Below are 20,484 nucleotides of genomic sequence, written 5' to 3' on the forward strand. Positions count from 1 at the left end.
CGTGCGCTCGAACAGTTCCCTGCTCACCGTGCTGGCGGCACTCGCCGTCGGGCTCATGCTGCTGGTCACCGGCGGACTGCTGGTGTCCTCCACCAAGGCGCGCACGAGCGCGATCGACGCGCAAACCGGCGCGCTCGAGACGCAGAACGTCTCCTCGGGGGTGGCGCTGTCCCTGCTGCAGGTAGAGGTGAACGGACTCACCGACCTGGCCGACGAACTTGAAGCCCTGCGGCTGACCCTGCCCGGCAGCACCAACCTCGCCCCCTTCATCGTGCAGCTCGACGCCCTCGCCGCCGAGCACCAGGTCGCCGTCGAGGCGGTCTCGGTCAGCAGCCCGCAGGTGCAGCCGTCACGGCAGGCCGTGGCCGGCGCGGCGGCTGCCCCGACGACGAATCCACTGCCGGCGGGCACGCTGCTGGGCATCCCGGTGTCGCTCAACGTCTCGGGCAGCTACGACGGCGTGCTCGCTTTTCTCAGCGGCCTGCAACGCGGCGAGCGGATGCTGTCGGTCACCTCGTTCAACACGGCGCAGGTCGCTGACACCCCAGATTCGGTGACCGGAACCATCTCGGCGCTCGTCTACGTGCTGACCGTTTCGGCCACCGACTAAACGCCCCTTCTAGCGTACGGACCACAAAAGACCTACGGCCCGTTTTGGGGGTAGCCCGCCCCCCTAAAAAACAGTCCTGACGGCGGGTTGTCGCTCTACTCTGATCGTAGGGGCGCTATTTAGAAGTCCTTTGCTCGGTATCACTCTCGAAAAAGGACTACTTATGATTCGCTCCATGACCGCCGCTCTCGCGCGCAAGCGCGCGACGCTCGGCACCAAAGACAAGGGCTTCACGCTCATCGAGCTGCTCGTGGTGGTTCTCATCCTCGGCGTTCTCGCCGCGGTCGCCATCCCGATCTTCCTCAACCAGCAGGACGGCGCCAAAGACAGCTCCGTGTCCACTCAGGTCACGCAGGCCAAGACCGCCCTCGCGATCGAGATCAGCAACGGTGGGACGGTTGAGGATGCCGTATCCGCGTTCAATTTGCTGACCGCAACTAGTACTGGTGAGGATGCATTCTCGGGCTATTCCACGAGCGCTGATATCACAGTCAACGCGCGGTTCGACGGAGGAGACGGCGCCACCACGACCGACGATAGTTTCACGGTCGTTGGATGGTGGGTCAAGGGTTTGGACTCAACTGACGCAGCGAAAGCAACCATTGAGAACCACGCGTCCGTGATCACGTCTACTACCACAGCTCGTAACTGGTCGGCTGGCGCTGCACTTATCCCGGCCGACGGATCGACTGCTGCCATTCCGGCAGTTGATCCTGACTGGGACGGCGTCGCGTAACCGGCAGCGAATCCTTATAGGTCGGGTACCCGCTGAAGTACCCGTTTTCCACCTCAGTAATTCGTTGGAAGGCACCTCAGATTGGATCGTGATGTCGAAGACTCGGGCTTCGGGGTCATCGAGATTGTGGTCTCGATGTTCCTGCTTGCGCTGCTCGCGATCGGCTTTCTTCCGCTGTTGGTTCAGTCGTTGCGAGTGTCGGTGTCAAACTCGACACTCGCAACGGCGACCCAACTGGTGACCCAACAGATGGAAGAACTCCGTGCCTTGGGCACCACCTGCGCGACACTCGACACTTACGCAAGTTCCGAGTTCTCGACCGTGACTGCGGCCGGAAACCATGTTTTGACCATCACCGTCGACATCGATTGCCCCGGAGCATCCGTCGCCTATCCCACCACAGTGCCGGTCAACGTTTCCGTAAGCGAAGATATGGACGCCCTGCCGATTGCCACGGCTATGACGCTCATGTTGGTTGAGCAATAAGAGTCCCCATGGCGCAATCGCGCAGTGCACAAGTCACCTCCGACGGGGGCTTCACCCTGGTGGAGCTGCTGGTTTACGTGGCGTTTGCCGTCATCGTACTGACGCTCGTCGGCGGGATGCTCATCAGCACACTCACCGCCGAGAAGGACATCGTCTCTCGGTCGGAGTCCACAACGGCCGGTCAGTCCGTTGCACAGTCGGTTCACTCGGCAGTGCGCAACTCAGCGCGGCTTCTGCTCTCCCCGACTGACACCGGCCAGCTCCTGGTTGTCTCGAGTGTCGGCGGCGCAGCAGTTCTTGCCACTTCCTGCGAAGCCTGGTATTACACCGACGTCGACGGTGGTGCGCTGTACTTCAAGCGTGCGGATCTAGCCGCGGATCTGCTCGAAAAGCCGTCGGCCGGTGTCGGAAACGGCTGGATATTGCTCGTACAGGGTATGGAGCCGCTCGCATACGTGGACGAGGTTTTCACAGACAGTATTTCAGCAGCCGGTACCGCGACGGTGAGCCTGTCGTTTACAGCGGATGTCGTAAATCAGGGTTCGCCTATCGTCATCGAATCGACAACCACGAGCCGCGAAGTCAGTTGGGGGCCGACCACATGCTTCGAATCATGAATCACCACTCCGGGCGCACGGAACAGGGCAGCTCCCTGCTTGCCGTCATAGGCGTCATGGCCGTGTTCGCAATCATCTCGATCACGATCGTGGCTTCAACGATGACGACCCTGGGTGCCACGACATCCACCCGCGCCAGCGTGCAGGCCCAGGCCGCCGCGGAGGCCGGTATCGATGCAACGGTTGCCCGCTTCGCGACGACCTCGTGTCCTGAACTCACCTCGGCGAGCCCCGATGTGACCTTCACTGTGGCGCTCGCTTTCCAGGTGGCCGGGGAAGAAGACTGGCACGAGGGCTGTCCCAGCTCCGCGGCCATCGCCGTCCGCATCACCTCCACGGGCAACGCCGTGAACGATGGAGTGCTCGGCAACACCGGCGGTGACGCGCGCACGGTGCAGGCCATCTACTCGGCCGAAGCGACGACAGCTGAGATATCGCCCGACGTCGCCGTGCACGCAGAATCCACCATCGGTTTCGGCGACTCGAGCCAGGTCTTCTATGCGACCGGGGCTTCTCGACCGTCGCTCTATGTGAAGGACGGCGACGTGAAATGCACCGGCTCGAGCATAATGCGAATGGACCTCGTGATACCGCACGGCTCCTTCAGCATGGGTGGGTCATGCCAATTCTTTGGTGATGTCTGGTCGGCAGGTGATGCCAAACTCGCCGGTTCAGCCATACTCACGGGGAGCCTAATCGCACCCTCAATCGACACCGTGGGCAGCTCCATCATCACAGGGGATGCTTGGGCGCTCAACGAGATCACGATGAAGGGCTCCTCCCAGATCAAAGGGAATGTCGTGGCGGCCTCTGTTGATCACAAAGAAACGTCGCAGATCGGCGGGACAAAGACACTATCCCCGGCGTCAAGCCGGATCTTTCCAGTGTTTCCTGACGCCCCCTTGTGGCAGGACTTCAGTTATGAGAAATATGACTGGTCGGATTACGTGCAGAAGACCGCATCGGGAACATGCACATTCGCGGAGCTCCAACCGATCGTGGACAGCCTGCAAGCGTCGCGCGGACTCATTGATGCGCGAGCCTGTACGAATGGGATTACGAGCATCGGCGATGAGATTCTGACGTTGAAAAACGATTTGGTCATCATCACCAACAATGTCGATCTGCAGGGCTCCGCCCAATTTCAGGCCGTCTCGTCGGGCGCCAAGCTGTGGTTGATCATGCCAGACGAAGTCGCCGACGGAGCACCCACCTGTCCTGTGAACGCACGTGCCAACATCCAGAATTCGTTTATAGCTGGCACCCACGTGCAGGCATTGCTGTATTCGCCATGTGACATCACCTTCACCTACTCGGCAATTTGGTATGGTCAGATGTACGGAGCGACCGTCACTTTCGGCGGATCTGCAATCCTGAATCACGTGGGAATGACGTTTCCGACAGTCACTGCGGTTACCGGACCCGGCAGCGCATCTCCGGGAACATTCACTCTGGGTATTCGCGACTCGATTCGGGATTTGGACTAAGCATTGGTCGCTTTTCTAATTGCGGTGGCCGCAGTCTTCGGCGCGCTGATCGGGTCGTTTCTGAACGTGGTGATCTACCGGGTTCCGGCGAAGAAGTCGATCGTGTCGCCGCCGAGCGCGTGCGGTAGTTGTGGCGCGCGGATTCGGCCGTGGGACAACATTCCTGTCCTGTCGTGGTTTGTGCTGCGCGGGAGATGCCGCGACTGTGGGGCCGCGATTTCGTGGCGGTATCCGGCGGTGGAGTTCGGCACCGCGGTGTTTTTTGCGGGGGTCGTGTGGTGGGTGATCTCGGGGAGTGCCGTCGAGGGATCGAGTAGCTCGGGGGTGGTCTCGACAAGCTCGACCAGCGAGATTCTTGGTTTGGGCTTGATGGCCGTCAGTTTTCTTTACCTAACTTCGATCAGCGTGGCGCTGGCCATGATCGACATTGACACGCACACGTTGCCCAACGTGATCGTGCTGCCGGCGTACATCGTCGGGGGCGTGCTGCTGGCGGCATCCGCTCTCGCGCTCGGTGAACCGCAGCGGCTGCTGGGCGCCCTGATCGGCGGCGCGGCGCTGTTCGCGCTCTACCTACTGCTTGCCCTCATTTATCCGGGCGGCATGGGCCTCGGCGACGTGAAACTGGCCGGCGTGCTCGGGCTCTACCTGGGCTGGCTCGGCTGGGGAGAACTGTTCGTCGGCGCGTTCGGCGCGTTCTTGCTCGGCGGTCTCTTCGGGGTGATTCTGCTGGCGTTTCGCAAGGCCGGGCGCAAAAGCAGCATCCCGTTCGGGCCGTGGATGCTCGCGGGCGCCTGGGTGGGCATCTTCGCCGGTGACGTGCTCGCCAGTGGATACCTGGGCCTCTTCGGCCTTATATAATCTGCCCTATCTGTACTAGTACAATGTCCATACGGGTTTAGGGGGGTGGACGCTGTGGCACCACGCGTGGTGGGTATCGACATCGGCAGTTCCGCCGTGCGTGCCGTCGAGCTCAGTGGCGCCGGAACCGACAACCCCGTGCTGCTGCACTACTACGAGCAGCCCCTCGAAGTGGGCGCCATCGTGCGCGGCGAGGTCGTCGACCCCGACGCGGTGGCCGAAGCGCTCACCCTGCTGTGGACGGCCGGCGGCTTCACCAGCCGCGACGTGGTCATCGGCATGGGCGACTACCGTGTGGTCGTGCGCAGCCTGACCGTTCCGAGCATGTCGATGCGGCGCATCCGGGAATCGCTGCCGTTCCAGGTGAAAGACCTCGTTTCGGTGCCGGTGAAAGACGGCCTGCTCGACTTCTATCCCGTCTCCGAGACCCCCGGCGAGGGCGACGCCGGGCCGCAGACCGTGGGCCTGCTCATCGCCGCCGTCAAGGACGTCGTGCTGGCGAACGTCAAGGCGATCCGCCTCGCCAAGCTCAACCCGGTCGAGGTCGACCTCGTGCCGTTCGCCCTCACGCGGGCGATCCACCGCATGGAATCGGCCGAAGACATCATCGCCGAGATCGACATCGGCGCCGGTACCACGAGCGTGGTCGTGACCGTCGACGGCGTGCCCCAGTTCGTGCGCCTCATTCCGGCCGGCGCCAGCGACGTGATCAAAGCGCTCAAGACCCGCCTCGACGTCGATGAAGCCGAGGCGATCCGCCTCAAGAACATCGTGGGCATGGCGCGCACCGTGGCCCCCGACTACCTCGAGGCCGCGCAGATCGTGCACGAGGTCTCGATGGACCTGCTCAGCAGCCTGCGCAACACCATCACCTATTTCAGCAACACCCGGCTCGACATCACGATCACCCAGATCGTGCTCAATGGCGGCGGGTCCCGACTGCCGGGCCTCGCCGCCGAGCTGACCGCGCAGACCAAACTGCCGGTGATCTTCGCCGAACTGACCGGCATCGCCCTCGGCGACGGACTGAACGCCGACGCCGTGCGCGCCACCGAGGGAACCTTTCTGGTGGCGTGCGGCCTCGCCCTCGGCAGTCGGGCCAACGGCGCCCTCGAGATGGTCATCGGCGGCGCCCCGCGCGCCGACCTGCTGCCGCCCGAGGTCAAGGAGGCCCGGTCCGGCCGGGTGCTGCGCCGCCGGCTGGGCCTCGGCGTGGTCGCCGTCGGTCTCATCGTGGCGGTGGTGACGGCCCTGGTCACCGGTGAATCCGTGCTCAGCGACGGTGAGTTGGCGGATGCCCAGGCCGAGTCCGCCACGCTGCTCACCGAGGTCGCCCAATACTCCGAACTCGGTGACGTGGAGGGTGTCATGACCGACACCCGCACCGCCCGCGACCTCGCCGGGTCGACCGAGATCAACTGGCAGGAGTACCTCGCCGTCGTGCGTGCGGCTCTTCCCGCCGACGTCTCCGTGGGCACAGCGACGGTGGACGGCGCGTCTGCGTTCGAACCGTATGCGGCGGCCGAGTCGGTTCCCGGCGCCGTCGCCACCCTGAACCTGTCGCTGACGAGCCCGAGCCTCACGAGCGTGTCGGGCTGGCTCTCGTCTCTGTCCACCTTGCCCGGCTACGCCAGTGCCAGCATCGGCGGCCTCACCCGCGCAGAGGACGGCAGCTACACGACCGCACTCGTGCTGGTCGTCAACGCCGAGGTCTTCTCCAACCGCTTCGTGACGGGGGACTGACCGTGCCCATCAACAAGATTCTCACCTACCTCGCCACTTTCGTGGTGGCGATGATCCTGCTGCTCAGCGGAGTGCTGGTGATCCTGCCGCGTGTTGAAGCAACGGTTGCCGCCCACGCCGAAACGGATGCCGTGAAGGTCGCCAACGAGCTCACCCGCGCTCAGATCGACGAGCTCGCCGACCAGTATGACGACATCGACACCCTGCGGAGCGAACTCGCCGAACTGCGCGCGGCCATTCCCACCACGGTCGACCTGCCCGAGTTTCTGCTGCAGCTTGATGAGCTCGCCGCACAGAACGGCGTCACGATCGGCAGCGTGTCCCTCGGCGACCCCATTCCGCAGGCGCTGACCGCGGCGGTCGACCCGGCTGCTGCGGTCCCAGCCGCTTCCGCCGCGCCCGCCGCGCCGGCGGCCGACGCTGCCGCCGCCGGCCCGTTCGCGACAATCTCGCTGTCCCTCTCGGTGACCGGGGGTTCCTCGGGCGTGCTCGGCTTCGTCAACGGCCTGCAGCAGGGCGAGCGCATGGTCTCGGTCACCGCATTCAACACCTCGTTCAGCACCGAAGCGGATGCCGCATCCGGCACCTCGTCGATCACCGCCACGATGTATGTGCTCGACGCCGGGAGCGAGCTGCCTGCCTCCTAGCGGCCGCCACCGTGGCCCGAACGGGTCGCTAGACGCCGAGTCGTCCCCCCACATGACGGGGCTATCGGCCCTTTCAGCGTGCCCACTAGCGTTACGCCAGACGTAAGGCTCACGGGCTCTAAACCACCCCTTTAGAACACCCTCCCGGGATATTTTGCGCACTCCATCCCTACCCCGAGGGAGCTTTCAGCGTGCCCACCCTGACCGAGATCCTGATTCTGCACGGCGCCCTGCCGATCGAAGACATCGACACCCTGCTGGCCGGCGACCCGGCCGACGAGAGCGCCGTGCGCGCCCTCGTCGACCGCGGCGCGCTGACCGAGGTGCAGTTCGCGCGGGCCCGCGCCGAGCAGGCCAACCTTCCCTACATCGAACTGCTCGACTACCCGATCACCCGCCAGGCGCTGGCCCTGGTGCCGGCGGCGATCTGCGTGCGCCACCAGGTGCTGCCCCTCGCCGTGGAGAACGAACGCCTCGTGCTCGCCATGGTCGACCCGCGCGACGTCTTCGCCCTCGACGACGTGAGCCGGTTTGCGCACCTGCGGCTCAGCCTGGTCGTGGCCGAACGCGGCGACCTGCTCGCCGCCATCGCCCGGTCGCACCGCGCCGACGACGAGCTCAGCGACCTCACCTCAACCATCGCCGAAGAGAACGCGGGCTCCGACGCCGACGCGGCGGGCGCGCTCGAAGCGGGAGGCGGGGCCGACGACGCCCCCATCGTGCGGTTCGTCAACCTGCTGGTCAGTCAGGCGATCCAGGACCAGGCCAGCGACATCCACATCGAACCCGGCGAGCACGAGCTGGCGGTGCGCTACCGCATCGACGGGGTGCTGCACGAAATGCAGAGCGCGCCCCGCAGCATCCAGAACGGCATCATCAGCCGCCTCAAGATCATGAGCGACATCGATATCGCCGAACGTCGCAAACCGCAGGACGGCCGCATGTCCGTCACCCACAACGGCCGCACCATCGACCTGCGGGTCGCGACGCTGCCGACCGTCTGGGGCGAGAAGGTCGTGCTGCGCATTCTCGACAACGCCACCACCCGACTGACCCTGCGCGACCTCAACCTGCTCGAGCACAACCACGCCGCCTACGAGGCCTCGTACCAGAAGCCCTACGGCATGATCCTCGTCACCGGCCCCACCGGTTCGGGCAAATCCACGACCCTGTACACGACCCTGCACGAGGTCGCCCGGCCCGAGATCAACGTGATCACCGTCGAAGACCCGGTCGAATACCGCATGAAGGGCATCAACCAGGTGCAGGTGAACCCGAAGGCGGGCCTCACCTTCGCGAGCGCGCTGCGGGCCATTCTGCGCAGCGACCCCGACGTGGTGCTGCTCGGCGAGATCCGCGACCACGAAACCGCGCAGATCGCCATCGAAGCGAGCCTCACCGGCCACCTCGTGCTCAGCACCCTGCACACCAACGACGCCCCGAGCGCCATCACCCGCCTCACCGAGATGGGCATCGAACCCTTTCTCGTGGGCTCGGCGCTCGACTGCGTCGTGGCGCAGCGGCTGGCCCGAAGGCTGTGCGACCGCTGCAAGAAGCCCGCGAACCACCCGCCCGAACGGCTCGCCGCACTCGGTTTCGGGCCCGACAGCTACGTGCCGGCGCGGGTGCTCTATCAGCCCAGCGGATGCGCCAGCTGTTCCCACACCGGCTACCGCGGGCGCCTCGCCATCCACGAGGTGATGACCGTGACCGAAGAGATCGAACGCCTCACCGTGGCCCGGGCGTCGAGCGCCACCATCGCCCGCGCCGCGCGGGAGGCCGGAATGCTCACCCTGCGCGAAGACGGCTGGGAAAAAGTGCGCCTCGGCCTGACCTCCGTCGACGAGATCCTGCGCGTCGTCGCCTGACCCCGCTGCTGTAACGGCCTGCACCGAATCGTCCGAAAGGTACCCCATGTCCCTGACCTCAGCCCCGACCTCAGCCCCGACCTCAGCCCCGACCTCAGCCCCGACCTCAGCCCCGACCCGCCGGTCGAACCAGATCCCCGCCGACGCGAGCTTGCTCGACGCCCTCGCCGAGGTCGTCGGCCAGCGCGCCTCCGACCTGCACCTGACCGTGAACGCACCGCCGATGCTGCGGGTCGACGGCGGCCTCACCCCCGTCGGTGACCCGACCCCGTGGCCCGCCGAGCGGGTGACGGAGGCGATCCTCAGCATCCTCTCGCCCGTGCAGACCGAGACCTTCGAGCGTGAACTCGAGCTCGACTTCGCCTACACGCTCTCGCCCACGGCGCGGTTTCGCGTGAACGTCTACCAGCAGCGGGGCGACGTGGGCGCGGCGTTCCGGCTGATTCCCACCGACATCAGAACGCTCGCCGAACTCGGGATTCCCGAGACCGTCGCCCGGTTCGCGTCGCTGCCGCGCGGTCTCGTGCTCGTCACCGGGCCGACCGGGTCGGGAAAGTCCACGACCCTCGCCGCGCTGATCGACCTCGTCAATGCCACCCGGGCCGACCACATCGTGACCGTCGAAGACCCGATCGAGTTTCTGCACACGCACAAGAAGGCGCTCGTGAACCAGCGTGAGGTGGGCCACGATACGCACAGTTTCGCATCCGCTCTCAAACACGTGCTGCGGCAAGACCCCGACGTGATCCTGATCGGTGAGCTGCGCGACCTCGAGACCATCTCGGTCGCCCTGACCGCCGCCGAAACCGGCCACCTGGTCTTCGCGACGCTGCACACCCAGGACGCCGCGCAGACCATCGACCGGGTGATCGACGTGTTCGCGCCGCACCAGCAGGGCCAGGTGCGCGCCCAGCTCGCGGCGACCCTGCAGGGCGTGGTCTGCCAGACCCTCGTGAAAAAGGCCAACGGACGCGGCCGGGTGGTGGCGACCGAGGTGCTGGTGACCACTCCGGCCATCTCCAACCTCATCCGTGAGGGCAAGACCTTTCAGATCGCGTCGATGATGCAGGCCGGCCGCGACAGGGGCATGCACACCCTCGACCAGCACCTCGCCGACCTCGTCAACTCGGGCCTGATCACCCGCCTCGCCGCCGAGGAACGGGCGAGCGACGTGGAGGGGCTCGGCCGACTCATCCACCGGGTCGAACTGGCCAGCGATGCGACCACCCGCGCCATCGCGGCGACCGAGATCGACTTCGGCGACGTGCACTCGGCCGCCTACGCGACGGGTGCCCGCTGATGCCCGCCGTGCAGGCGTGGGCCTACCGCGGACACGACTCCGCCGGCAAGACCGTGAAGGGAAAAGTGGATGCCGCGAGCGAGTCCGACGTGTCGGCCCGCCTCGGTGCCCTGGGCATCTCCCCGACGGCGATCGAGCGTGCCGCAGACGCCACCGGGCTCAGTCGCGACGTCTCGCTGAAAGTCTTCGCCAAGGGCGTCGGCCTGAAAGACCTCGCCATCATGAGCCGCCAGATGGCCACGATGATCGGGTCGGGGCTCTCGCTGCTGCGCACCCTGAATATTCTCGCCGAGCAGACCGAGAGCACGGCGCTCGTGACCGTGCTCGCCGTGGTGCGCGACGACGTCGAGGCGGGCACCTCGGTCTCGGATGCCTTCGCCGCACACCCGCAGGCCTTCCCGCCGATCATGGTCAACATGGTGCGCGCCGGCGAGACCGGCGGTTTTCTCGACCGGGCGCTCGAGTCGATCGCCGAGAACTTCGAAAAAGAGAAGAAGCTGCGCGACACGATCCGGTCGGCGATGACCTACCCGGTCATCGTGCTGGTGCTCTCGCTGCTCGCGGTCGTGGTGATGCTCGTGTTCATCGTGCCGATCTTCGAGGAGATGTTCCGCGGGCTCGGGGGCGCCCTGCCGCTGCCCACCCAGCTGCTGGTCTACCTGTCGGCCTCGATGGTCTACGTGCTGCCGATCGCGGCCGTCGCCGGCGTGACCTTCGCCCTCTGGTGGCGGAGGAATCGCCATACGGACGCCGTGCGCCGCTTTCTCGACCCGATCAAGCTGAAGCTGCCGGTCTTTGGCCCGCTGCTGAAGAAGATCGCCGTTGCCCGCTTCTCCCGCAACTTCTCCAACATGATCGGCGCCGGCGTGCCCATTTTGCCCGCGCTGAAGATCGTGGGGGAGACCAGCGGCAACTGGGTGATCGAGAACGCCCTCGTGTCCGTCGCCGAGTCCGTGCGCCAGGGGCAGTCCATTTCAACGCCGCTGATGGCCCAGCCCGTGTTTCCGCCGATGGTGGTGCAGATGATCGCCGTCGGCGAAGACGCCGGCTCGCTCGAGGTCATGCTCGACAAGATCGCCGACTTCTACGACCAGGAGGTCGCCAGCGCCACCGAGCAGCTCACGGCGATGATCGAACCCCTGCTGATCGCCTTTCTCGGCGTCGTCATCGGCGGCATGGTCATCGCGCTCTACATGCCCATCTTCAGCATCGCCAGCATGATCAAATGACCTCGTTCAACCCACGATTGGGGTCAGAATCGGCCGCAATCGCCCCATTATGCGGGTCGTCTACTGGAATGCCGACTCCCTAATCTGAAGCTCGCACCTGACAGACAAACAGACAGTTCAGTACATCCTCCCCATGCACCACCTCCAACCCGAATGGACGTCACAATGCTCGCTCGCAGCCTCGCCAACCTCAACCGCCGCCGTGCCAACCCCGACGAGAACCAGGGTGGGTTCACACTCATCGAACTCCTCGTGGTGGTCATCATCATCGGCATCCTCGCCGCGATCGCCATTCCGGTGTACCTCGGCATCCAGAACAACGCGAAGGACGCGAGCGTCAAGAGCGACCTCACCAACGCCAAGACCGCCATCATCGCCGTGCAGACCACCACCGGCACCATGCCGGCCACCAACGCCGTCGCCTCGTCGATTCCGAACATGGTGGCCAACGGCTTCACTCAGGGCATCCACACCGGCGTCATCAAGTACGCCCTCGGCGGCACGACCGCGGCCCCGACCTTCTGCATCACCTCGGTCAGCACGACCGGCGCCATCTTCTACGTGACCGACGTGCTCGGTGCGACCGCTACGACGGCCGCGACGCTTCCCGCCGGCTGCACCCCGTAGCCCGCACCCACCCGCACCACCCGCTGCACCGGGCCGGGGCTTTCGAGCCCCGGCCCGCTTTTCACCCCCGCACCCACCCCGCCCCAACACTCTCGAAGGAGGCCACCCGTGACGCTCGCGACAGCACGCCGCTCGTTGTCTCCCTCCCGTGAGAGCGGAGTCACCCTCATCGAGGTGATCATCGCCATGATGGTCTTCGGCTTCATCGCCGTCTCCGTCGCCTTCGGGCTCATCACCGCCCTCGGCATGGGTGGCGACACCCGTTCCCGCGCGGTGGCCATCAACCTGGCCGCCCAGGACATCGACACCGTGCGCGCCACCCGCGACGTGTTCGGCATCCTGAACGTGATCAACCAGACGACCGTCGTCAACGGCACCACCTTTCACCTCACCCGCACCGCGACGTGGGAAACCAGCGGCAGCGCCTACGCCGGCTGCGGCTCCGGCGGCGGGCAGCTCAAGTACAAGCGCCTCAACGTCACCGTCGACTGGGACGGCCGGCGCCCCAGCAGCCCGATCGTGCGCTCCGCCACCGTCATCTCTCCCGGCAGCCGCATCAACGACCCGGCGCTCGGCAGCATCCTCGTCTCCGTGCTCACCGGCTCCGGCGCCGGCAGCGGCGGCATCACCGTCACCGCCACCCCCTCCAGTCCGGCCAACGGCGCGCTGCCGATCACGGTCGCACCGCTGCCGACGGATGCCCAGGGCTGCAGCTATATCTTGAAGGTCACCCCGGGCAACTACGACGTTTCGCTCAGCCGCACCAACTACCTCGACGAGAAACAGGCCGTGGTATCGACGAAGTCGGTCGGCGTCGCTGCCGGAGCGGCGGCATCCGTCGCCTTCCAATACGACCTGGCCGGAAAATTCGACGTGACCTACGCCGGCAACTACGCGGGAGTGACGCGCATTCCCACCGACATGCACACGACCTTCCGCAGCACCTACGGCGTTTTCACGTCGCCGGCCACGACCAGTTCGCTCACCCGCACGGTGCCGCTGCATCCGTTCGCCGCGGGCTATGAGGTGATCGCGGGCCAGTACAATGAACCCGGCACGAGCGTCGTCGGGTGCCTGTCGGTGGACCCGGCCGCCTGGACCACCGTCGCCGCCGACGGTGCCTATGGCCGTGACCCGAGCCCGGTCGCCGCGCTGCCGGGCGCCACGGCGGTGACCCCGGTTCCGATGGGCGTGCTGAACGTCGCGGGCGTGGCCGGCACCTACCTCAAGGCCGTCTCGCAGGCCTCGGCCCCGGGCACCGGGGATCCAGGCTGCGCCGAGACCGTCACCTATTCCTTTGGCCTCATCAGCGCCGCGGCGGTGCAGATCGGGCTGCCCTACGGCTCGTGGCGGTTCACCACGAGCTCCACGGCCACCGGGTCCGGCAGCCCGGTGCCGGCCGCCGGCCTCACCGTGCTCACCCGCGGCGTGTCCGCGGGCGGACTCGTCACCCTCGACCCCCGACGGACCACCCCGTGATGCGGCGAGAGCGGCGTGAGCGGCGTGAGCGCGAGCAGGGTCTCAGCCTCGTCGAACTGCTCGTGGCGATGCTCGTGCTCGGCATTCTGGCCGCGATCGTGTCAGGCCTCTACGTGAGCTCGATGCGGTCCGTGTCCCACGCCGAGGTTCTCACGGCGAATACCCGGTCGGTCAGCAACGGCATGAACGAGATGGCGCGCGTGATTCGCGCCGCCACCGACAACCCCGTCTCCGGGGTCGTTCTCAGCGCGCCGGCCCTCGAAGCGGCGGGAGCCGAATCCGTGACCTTCTACGCCTACGTCAACCTCGGCACCCCCGTGGCCACCCAGCCCCCGGTCAAGGTGCGGCTGAACCTCGACGCCAACCGGCGCCTGGTCGAAACGAAATTTGCGGCGGTCACGTTGACCCCCGGCTTTTATGGCTTCTCCGCCACCCCGGTGTCCCGCCGCATCCTGACCGAGGCGATCGCCCCCGCCGGCACCCCGAGTCTCTTCCGCTACCTGCAGGCCGACGGCACCACGATCGTTCCGGCGGCCACCGGACTCACCCTCGCCGAACGCCGCCTGGTCACCGCGGTGCAGGTGTCGGTGACCGTCACCAACGGGTCGACGGATGCCCGCACCTGGGTCACCCTGCAGAACACGGTCGGCATGCCCAACGTCGGCCTCTCCCTGGCGGGGCTGTGATGTCGGGACGGGCCGTGATGTCGGGACGGGCCGTGATGTCGGGGCGGGCGGTGATGTCGGGGCGGGCGGTGATGCCGGGGCGTGCCGTGATGTCGGGAGCCGTGAAGTCCCGGCTGCAGCACGAGGCGGGCGCCGCCCTGCTCATGGTCGTGGGGGTGGGTCTCGTGCTCGTGCTCATGGTCGCCACGGCGATGACCTTCTCCGTCAGCGGGCACGTCAAATCGGTGTCCGACGAAAACTGGAACGCGGCCATGGCGGCCGCCTACGCCGGCATCGAAGACTACGAGAGCCGCATCGCCGACGACAGCGCCTACGTGCGCTTCGGCGATGCGACCGCAGCGTTCAGCACCGGCAGCACCCTGACCCTGCCGACCGGATCCGCGGTCAACCCGGCATTCGGCTCCGGGGCGGCCGGGGCCTGGGGCGGCATCATCGGCAGCACGGCCACCTTCCGCTACGAAATCGACAACACGCAGTATGCGACCAATGGCGTGGTGCGCATCCGCTCGACCGGCCGCGCCGGAACGCAGACCCGCAGCGTGGTCGCGAACCTGGAACAGAAGGGATTCATCGACTACCTCTATTTCACCGATTACGAAATCATGGACCCGGCCCTCACCGGCGTCGACGTGGCCACCTGCGTGAAGTACTCCTGGGCCGGCCGGCCGGCGCCGTCGGGGTCGTTCAACTGCGGAGAAGTCGCCTTCGGAAACAGCGACGTGATCGACGGCCCCACCCACTCCAACGACACGCTGCGCGTCTGCGACGCCATCTTCAAGTCGCGGGTCTCCACCGGCTTCAACCCGGCAACCGGCGACCGCTACAAGAAGCAACGCTCCGACGGCAGCAGCTGCGGCGGCCAGAACTTTCTCGCGGGCTCTCCGGTCTACAGCCCGGTCGTGGCAATGCCGGCCACGAACTCGGTGATGAAACGTGAAGTGCGGTCGGACCTGTCAACGGATGTCCCGCACCCCGGCTGCCTCTACACCGGCCCGACCAGCATCGTGCTGAACTCGTCGGGAAGCATGACCGTGCGATCCCCGTGGACGAAGAAGACCAACGTGGCCGGCGATCCGGCGACGAGCGGCACCACGCCCGCGGCCTGCGGTGTGCCGGGCACCGGCAGCGGCGGGCTCGGGTCCGCGCTCGGAGCCACCGTGCCGGTGCTCGAGGCGAACCTCGTCTACGTGCAGAACGTGCCGACCGTGACGACCGACCCCAACTACTGGGCGGCCCTCACGCAGCCGTCAACGTTCACGGCCTCCACCTGCACGACCGGAAACGGCCTGGGGTTTCCGATGGCCGGAGAATATGTCGCCTCGATCTCGACGTCGTTCGGCTGCCGCAACGGAGACGTCTTCACCAAGGGCAACCTGAAGGGGACCATGACGGTGGCGTCGGAGAATTTTCTGTACGTGACCGGCGACATCCGCTATGTGAACGCCGCGACCGACATGCTCGGGCTGGTCGGTCAGAATGCCGTCTGGATCTGGAACCCGGTCGCCGCCAGCGGCGGTGGCTCGTACTCCAACCTGCTGTCCAACGACCGACACATCGATGCGGCCCTGCTCTCGGTCGCGCATACCGTGCAGGTGCAGAACTCGAATGTGGCTGGGGGGCAGGGCGACCTGACCCTGAACGGCGCCCTCGCGCAGAAGTTCCGCGGGTCCGTCGGCACCTCGTCGGGCGTGGGGTACAGCAAGGACTACCACTACGACGACCGGTTCCTCTATACGGCGCCGCCCAAGTTCCTCTCCCCGGTCGCCACCACCTACGGGGTGGGCCTGCTCGTCGAGGTGCGGTCGGCATTTCTCGCGACGGGGGTGGCCGCCCCGTGATGCCGCGCCCGCCCGTACCGACGTTCAGCTCCGTCCCTCCGCCCCCAACCGTTCATGCGCACCTAAATATTGCGCACCTATGTATAGAGGAGCAGGTCTCGTGACACACACCACCGTGGGAATCGACGTCGGCAGCGGCGCGCTGCGGGCCGTCGAGGTCGCCCATTCCGGCTCGTCCCGCTCCGGCGGGACGCGCCCTACCCTGTTGCGCTATCACGAGCTGGCCCTGCCGGCCGGGGCGGTGAGCAGCGGCGAGGTGATCGAGCCCAACACGGTCGCCGCGGCCCTCAAGCAGCTCTGGGCCGAGGCGGGGTTCTCCACCCGCTCGGTGGTGCTCGGCATGGGCAACCAGCGGGTGCTCGCCCGCGACCTCAGCGTGCCCAAGATGTCCCTGAAACGCATCCGCAGCGCCCTGCCGCTGCAGGTGCAGGACATGCTGCCGGTGCCGGTGAACGAGGCCCTGCTCGACTTCTACCCGATCTCCGAAACCACCACCGAGAACGGGCCCATGGTGAACGGTCTGCTGATCGCCGCCGTGAAGGTCGCGGTGCTCGGCAACGTGCGGGCAGCCGAGCTGGCCGGGCTCACCACCCGGGAGGTGGACCTGATCCCGTTCGCCCTCAGCCGGTCGCTGGTCTCCCGGCCCGGACTCACCGGAACGGTCTGCGCGATCGACATCGGGGCGAAGACGACGACCGTCGTCATCGCGGTGCACGGGGTTCCGCACTTCGTGCGCATCATCCCCACCGGCGGGGACGATCTCACCCAGGCGCTGCGGTCCGGCCTCGAAATGGATGCCGGGACGGCCGAGAACCTGAAACGACAGGTCGGTCTCGCCACCGTCAACGCTCTGGCTGGCCCGGGGTCGTGGAGTGCCGCACCCGCGGGCACCGACGCCGCCGGCATCATCGCCGATGTGATCGGCGAACAGCTCGTGAGCCTGCGCAACACCATCAACTACTTTGCCAACACCCGGCCGAAGGATCCCGTGCGTCAGATCATCCTGACCGGGGGAGCATCGCAGCTGCCCGGACTCTCTGCCGCCCTGGCCGACATGACCGGGATCGCCGTCGGTGCCGGCGACCCCTTCGCATCCGTCATCATGCCGTCCGGCAGCGAAGCCGTGCTGGGTGACGGGTCCTCCCGCTTCGCGGTCGCACTCGGCCTGGCCCTGGGGAGCGCAGCATGAAGCAGACAGCGAACGATTCCCTCGTCGTCGGCGGCGAACCGCGCGTCGACCTGCTGCCGCCCGAAATCCGTGCCGAACGCCGTGACCGGCTGCGGCGACGACGGCTTGGCTTCGGCGTGATCGGCGTGGTCGTCGTCACGCTGCTCGGGGTGGGGGCGGCGACCTTCGTGGCGACCACGGCGCAGGTGCGCCTGCAGAGTGAGCAGGAGCGCACCGTGTCGCTGCTCGCCGAACAGGCCCAGTACTCCGAGATCCGGCAGATGCAGACGCAGGTTGAGCTGGCCCGCGCCGCCCAGCAGGTGGGGGCGTCCACCGAAATCGACTGGCAAGACTACCTGCAGGAGGTGCAGGCGACCCTGCCCGACAGTGTGTTCGTCGAGACCGTCGACGTGGACTCGGCGTCGCCGCTGATCGCCTACACCCAGGCGACCGCACCGCTGCAGGGAGCCCGCATGGCCACCGTGGAATTCACCGCCGCCAGCCTGGTGCTGCCCGATGTTCCGACCTGGCTGCGTGCCCTGGCCACCCTGCCCGGCTTCGCGGACGCCCTGCCCGGTTCGGTCACGCGCGCGGACAGCTCCGGCGTGTACACGGTGACGATCACGATGCACATCAATGACGCTGCCCTCGCGCAGCGGTTTACCGCGGAGGGCGAGAAGTAATGGTCACGAATCGAATGGTCGCGAACCGAATCGACTCGAACCGGGTCTGGGTCGTCGGTTCCGCGCTCGCCGCGGTCGTCGCCCTGCTTGCCGGCTGGTTTCTCGGCATCGAGCCACGGCTGGCGGCGGCGTCGACGGCCGATGCCAGTCGGGCGACCGTGGAGGTGACCAACGCGGCGCATGCGGCGGTGCTCGCCCAACTGGTCGAGGACTCGCGCGACAAAAAAGCCCTGACGGCGGAGTACAACACGCTGACCGCGTCCGTCCCCGACGGAACCGCGATCCCGGACTTCGTGAATCAGCTCGATGACCTGGCGTCCGCGAGCGAACTGACCCTGTCGGGCATCGAGGTCGCCGACGCCCAGGCCTACACTCCGGGAACAACCGTCGCCAACGCCCTGATCACCCCGCAGAGCCTCGCGGCGCTCGCGGTCGACATCTCGGTGAGCGGCGATTACGGCCGGGTGCTGCAGTTCGTCGACGGGCTGCAGACCGGAGCCCGGCTGTTTCTCGTGACCGGCATCACCACCCAGGTGGATACCGACAACCCGGGCTCGGTCGAGGCGTCGATCTCCGGCCTGGTCTACGTGCTGGTGCCGCCCGGATCGGTGATCGCCCCAGTGGCCGACCCGACCGTGCCGGCCGAGGCCGCCACGGCCGGCGTTGTGGGCTAGTGGAGGCCGCGACCCGAAGTTTGCGGGCGCGGTTCCCGAGCTTGGCTCGCGCCCGTTGCTAAGGTTGCTGCAGAGATCAACGGCCCCGGCCACGAGGAGTACAGCATGAGCGACACCACACCCCACGACGGCACGGCGAAGCCCGAAGCGGATGCCGCCCCGGCCCGTGCCGAACGGCCCCGTCCCGATGCGGCTCGTCGCGAATCGGTCCCTGCCGAGCCGGCCCTGACCTACCCGTCGGCCGACGCCCCGCACGACTCGGCGCCCGCCCACGAGGCCACGCCTGCCCACGAGGCCGCGAGCACCGGCACCACGCCGGTCGACTCGGCCGCCCAGGCCGACGCCGATGAGGCGGCCAGACGGCACGATGCCGCCCTCGCCGCGGCGACCGAGCGGGCGAACTCCGGCAGCCTGGAGGGTGAGTACACCGAGTCGGACACGCCGGACTCGGCCACCCACGTGGCGCACGCGCGGGAGAACGACGCGACCGCAGCATCCGTCGCCGCGCCCGCCGCCGCGAGCACCGCCGTTCTGACGCCGGCTGCGACCAGCACTCCGCCCGTCAACACGCCGCCCGTCAACACTCCGCCCATTAACTACACGCCCGAGTACACCCCGACCACGCCGGCGACGCCGCCCGTGCAGACACCGATCTACGTGCAGGCGCCCACGCCTCCGAAGGACCGCAGCAACCGCGGCGGCGGCATCCTCATCGCCCTCGTCGCCACGCTCGTCTACGCCGTGATCTACGCCGCGGCCGTCTTCACGATCGTGGGCCTGTCGAGCTCGACCATCACCGAGACGACCCGGGTCTTCACCGAATTCACCGTGCGCCCGGTGTTCTACGTGCCCGTCATCTTCTTCTTCCTGGCCTTCGCCCTGCTCGTCAGCCTGGTCAACCGGGCCGGCTGGTGGAGTTACGTGCTCTTCGGGTTCGTCGTGGCCGTCGTCGTCTACGCGTCGTACATCGGCAGCGCACTGCTCACCGTGCAGGCCTGGACGCTCACCCCGCAGGCGGTCGCCGCCGTGCTCAGCCAGCAGTGGTTCGCACCCTTCGCCATCGCCGCCGCGGTCATCGCCCGCGAGGTTCCGATCTGGTTCGGCGCGTGGATCAGCCGTCGCGGGCGCAGCGTCACGACCCGCAACCTGGCCGCCCGCGCCGAGTACGAGCGGGTACTCTCCGAGGGACCGCAGGTCGCCCGCGCCAACTAACAGTCGGCGCCACCGAGCGCTTCAGTCATGCACTATTCGGGAGGGGACCCGTGCGCGATTACCAGAAGTACGCCGTGGTGGTGTCGACGTTTGCGGCCGTGCTCTACCTGTCGCTCATCGTGGCCGGATTCGGCATGATCAGCCTCATCACCGACCGTGAGGTCATCGATGAGCCGCTGGCGGGGCCGGTACTCGGACCAGTCATGGTGGGTGTGCCCGTGGTGCTGGTCTTCGCGCTCATGGTCAAACTCGGCATCACGACCCGCCCCGAGCGCCAGCGGGTGGCGCTCGGCTACGCGATCGGCTCGGGCTTCGCCGCCGCGGCGACCTTTATCGTGGTCGGGGCCGCAGGGCTCGCCCTCGAGGGCGGCGACCCGATGGCCTTCGCCGGCTCCCTGCTGATCAGCCCCTTCGCGGCGAGCACCGGAGTTTTCGGCGCAATTGTCGTACTCTCGTATTCATTGATCCTCGCCACTCAGCAGGGACAACGCGGCCGCCCCCTGTGGCCGTGGGAAAGCCGCGACGACGGGTAA

General features: G+C 67.0%; 20 protein-coding genes and 1 pseudogene. All 21 read left to right on the plus strand.

Annotation, left to right across the window (positions count from 1 at the left end):
• Position 1 precedes the first annotated feature (1 nt).
• The 21 genes and pseudogenes from D6T64_RS10330 to D6T64_RS10425 all read left to right on the plus strand — a co-directional run bounded on the left by D6T64_RS10330 (position 2) and on the right by D6T64_RS10425 (position 20,484).
• Complete coding sequence (locus D6T64_RS10330; RefSeq protein ID WP_119974590.1) at positions 2-610, plus strand: hypothetical protein; 609 nt, start codon at positions 2-4, stop codon at positions 608-610.
• 175 nt (positions 611-785) lie between these two features.
• Positions 786-1,346, plus strand: coding sequence for a prepilin-type N-terminal cleavage/methylation domain-containing protein (locus D6T64_RS10335; protein WP_119974635.1), 561 nt, complete (start codon positions 786-788; stop codon positions 1,344-1,346).
• Positions 1,347-1,427: 81 nt separating this feature from the next.
• The gene (locus D6T64_RS10340; RefSeq protein WP_119974591.1) at positions 1,428-1,832 is read left to right on the plus strand and encodes a type IV pilus modification PilV family protein; all 405 of its coding nucleotides are present in this window, start codon (positions 1,428-1,430) and stop codon (positions 1,830-1,832) included.
• 8 nt (positions 1,833-1,840) lie between these two features.
• The gene (locus D6T64_RS10345; protein ID WP_119974592.1) at positions 1,841-2,449 is read left to right on the plus strand and encodes a PulJ/GspJ family protein; all 609 of its coding nucleotides are present in this window, start codon (positions 1,841-1,843) and stop codon (positions 2,447-2,449) included.
• Positions 2,446-3,936, plus strand: a complete 1,491-nt coding sequence (locus D6T64_RS10350; protein ID WP_119974593.1) for a hypothetical protein — start codon at positions 2,446-2,448, stop codon at positions 3,934-3,936. The genes D6T64_RS10345 and D6T64_RS10350 overlap by 4 nt, the downstream gene beginning before the upstream one ends.
• Positions 3,937-4,005: 69 nt before the next feature.
• Positions 4,006-4,158, plus strand: a pseudogene (locus tag D6T64_RS23650) (prepilin peptidase); the annotation flags it as partial.
• A gap of 195 nt (positions 4,159-4,353) precedes the next feature.
• Positions 4,354-4,797: a prepilin peptidase gene (locus D6T64_RS23655; protein WP_377010183.1), complete on the plus strand. Its 444-nt coding sequence runs from the start codon at positions 4,354-4,356 to the stop codon at positions 4,795-4,797.
• A gap of 54 nt (positions 4,798-4,851) precedes the next feature.
• The gene (gene pilM / locus D6T64_RS10360) at positions 4,852-6,540 is read left to right on the plus strand and encodes a type IV pilus assembly protein PilM (protein ID WP_158594860.1); all 1,689 of its coding nucleotides are present in this window, start codon (positions 4,852-4,854) and stop codon (positions 6,538-6,540) included.
• A 2-nt stretch (positions 6,541-6,542) separates the two neighbouring features.
• Positions 6,543-7,187, plus strand: a complete 645-nt coding sequence (locus D6T64_RS10365) for a hypothetical protein (RefSeq protein WP_119974596.1) — start codon at positions 6,543-6,545, stop codon at positions 7,185-7,187.
• A gap of 191 nt (positions 7,188-7,378) precedes the next feature.
• Positions 7,379-9,055 carry a GspE/PulE family protein gene (locus D6T64_RS10370; RefSeq protein WP_119974597.1) on the plus strand — a complete coding sequence of 559 codons (1,677 nt, stop codon included), beginning with the start codon at positions 7,379-7,381 and terminating at the stop codon, positions 9,053-9,055.
• 46 nt (positions 9,056-9,101) lie between these two features.
• Positions 9,102-10,355, plus strand: coding sequence for a type IV pilus twitching motility protein PilT (locus D6T64_RS10375; protein ID WP_199719133.1), 1,254 nt, complete (start codon positions 9,102-9,104; stop codon positions 10,353-10,355).
• On the plus strand, positions 10,355-11,584 hold the full coding sequence (locus D6T64_RS10380) for a type II secretion system F family protein (RefSeq protein ID WP_158594861.1): 1,230 nt from the start codon (positions 10,355-10,357) through the stop codon (positions 11,582-11,584). The genes D6T64_RS10375 and D6T64_RS10380 overlap by 1 nt, the downstream gene beginning before the upstream one ends.
• Before the next feature lie 165 nt (positions 11,585-11,749).
• A complete protein-coding gene (locus D6T64_RS23515; protein WP_119974598.1) occupies positions 11,750-12,211 on the plus strand; it encodes a prepilin-type N-terminal cleavage/methylation domain-containing protein in 462 nt (153 codons plus the stop codon).
• Between the two features lie 108 nt (positions 12,212-12,319).
• Complete coding sequence (locus tag D6T64_RS10390; RefSeq protein ID WP_119974599.1) at positions 12,320-13,690, plus strand: type IV pilus modification PilV family protein; 1,371 nt, start codon at positions 12,320-12,322, stop codon at positions 13,688-13,690.
• Positions 13,690-14,376, plus strand: a complete 687-nt coding sequence (locus D6T64_RS10395; RefSeq protein WP_119974600.1) for a PulJ/GspJ family protein — start codon at positions 13,690-13,692, stop codon at positions 14,374-14,376. The genes D6T64_RS10390 and D6T64_RS10395 overlap by 1 nt, the downstream gene beginning before the upstream one ends.
• Before the next feature lie 17 nt (positions 14,377-14,393).
• On the plus strand, positions 14,394-16,214 hold the full coding sequence (locus D6T64_RS10400) for a hypothetical protein (RefSeq protein ID WP_233551028.1): 1,821 nt from the start codon (positions 14,394-14,396) through the stop codon (positions 16,212-16,214).
• 100 nt (positions 16,215-16,314) lie between these two features.
• Positions 16,315-17,403, plus strand: a complete 1,089-nt coding sequence (gene pilM, locus D6T64_RS10405) for a type IV pilus assembly protein PilM (protein WP_119974601.1) — start codon at positions 16,315-16,317, stop codon at positions 17,401-17,403.
• Positions 17,400-18,065: a hypothetical protein gene (locus tag D6T64_RS10410; RefSeq protein ID WP_119974602.1), complete on the plus strand. Its 666-nt coding sequence runs from the start codon at positions 17,400-17,402 to the stop codon at positions 18,063-18,065. Before pilM (D6T64_RS10405) ends, D6T64_RS10410 begins: the two co-directional genes overlap by 4 nt.
• A complete protein-coding gene (pilO, locus tag D6T64_RS10415) occupies positions 18,065-18,739 on the plus strand; it encodes a type 4a pilus biogenesis protein PilO (protein ID WP_119974603.1) in 675 nt (224 codons plus the stop codon). The genes D6T64_RS10410 and pilO overlap by 1 nt, the downstream gene beginning before the upstream one ends.
• Positions 18,740-18,844: 105 nt before the next feature.
• Complete coding sequence (locus D6T64_RS10420; RefSeq protein ID WP_119974604.1) at positions 18,845-19,951, plus strand: hypothetical protein; 1,107 nt, start codon at positions 18,845-18,847, stop codon at positions 19,949-19,951.
• A 50-nt stretch (positions 19,952-20,001) separates the two neighbouring features.
• Positions 20,002-20,484, plus strand: coding sequence for a DUF6121 family protein (locus tag D6T64_RS10425; RefSeq protein WP_147364522.1), 483 nt, complete (start codon positions 20,002-20,004; stop codon positions 20,482-20,484).

Origin of the sequence: Cryobacterium melibiosiphilum (genome assembly GCF_003602235.1) — a bacterium.
GTDB lineage: Bacteria > Actinomycetota > Actinomycetes > Actinomycetales > Microbacteriaceae > Cryobacterium > Cryobacterium melibiosiphilum.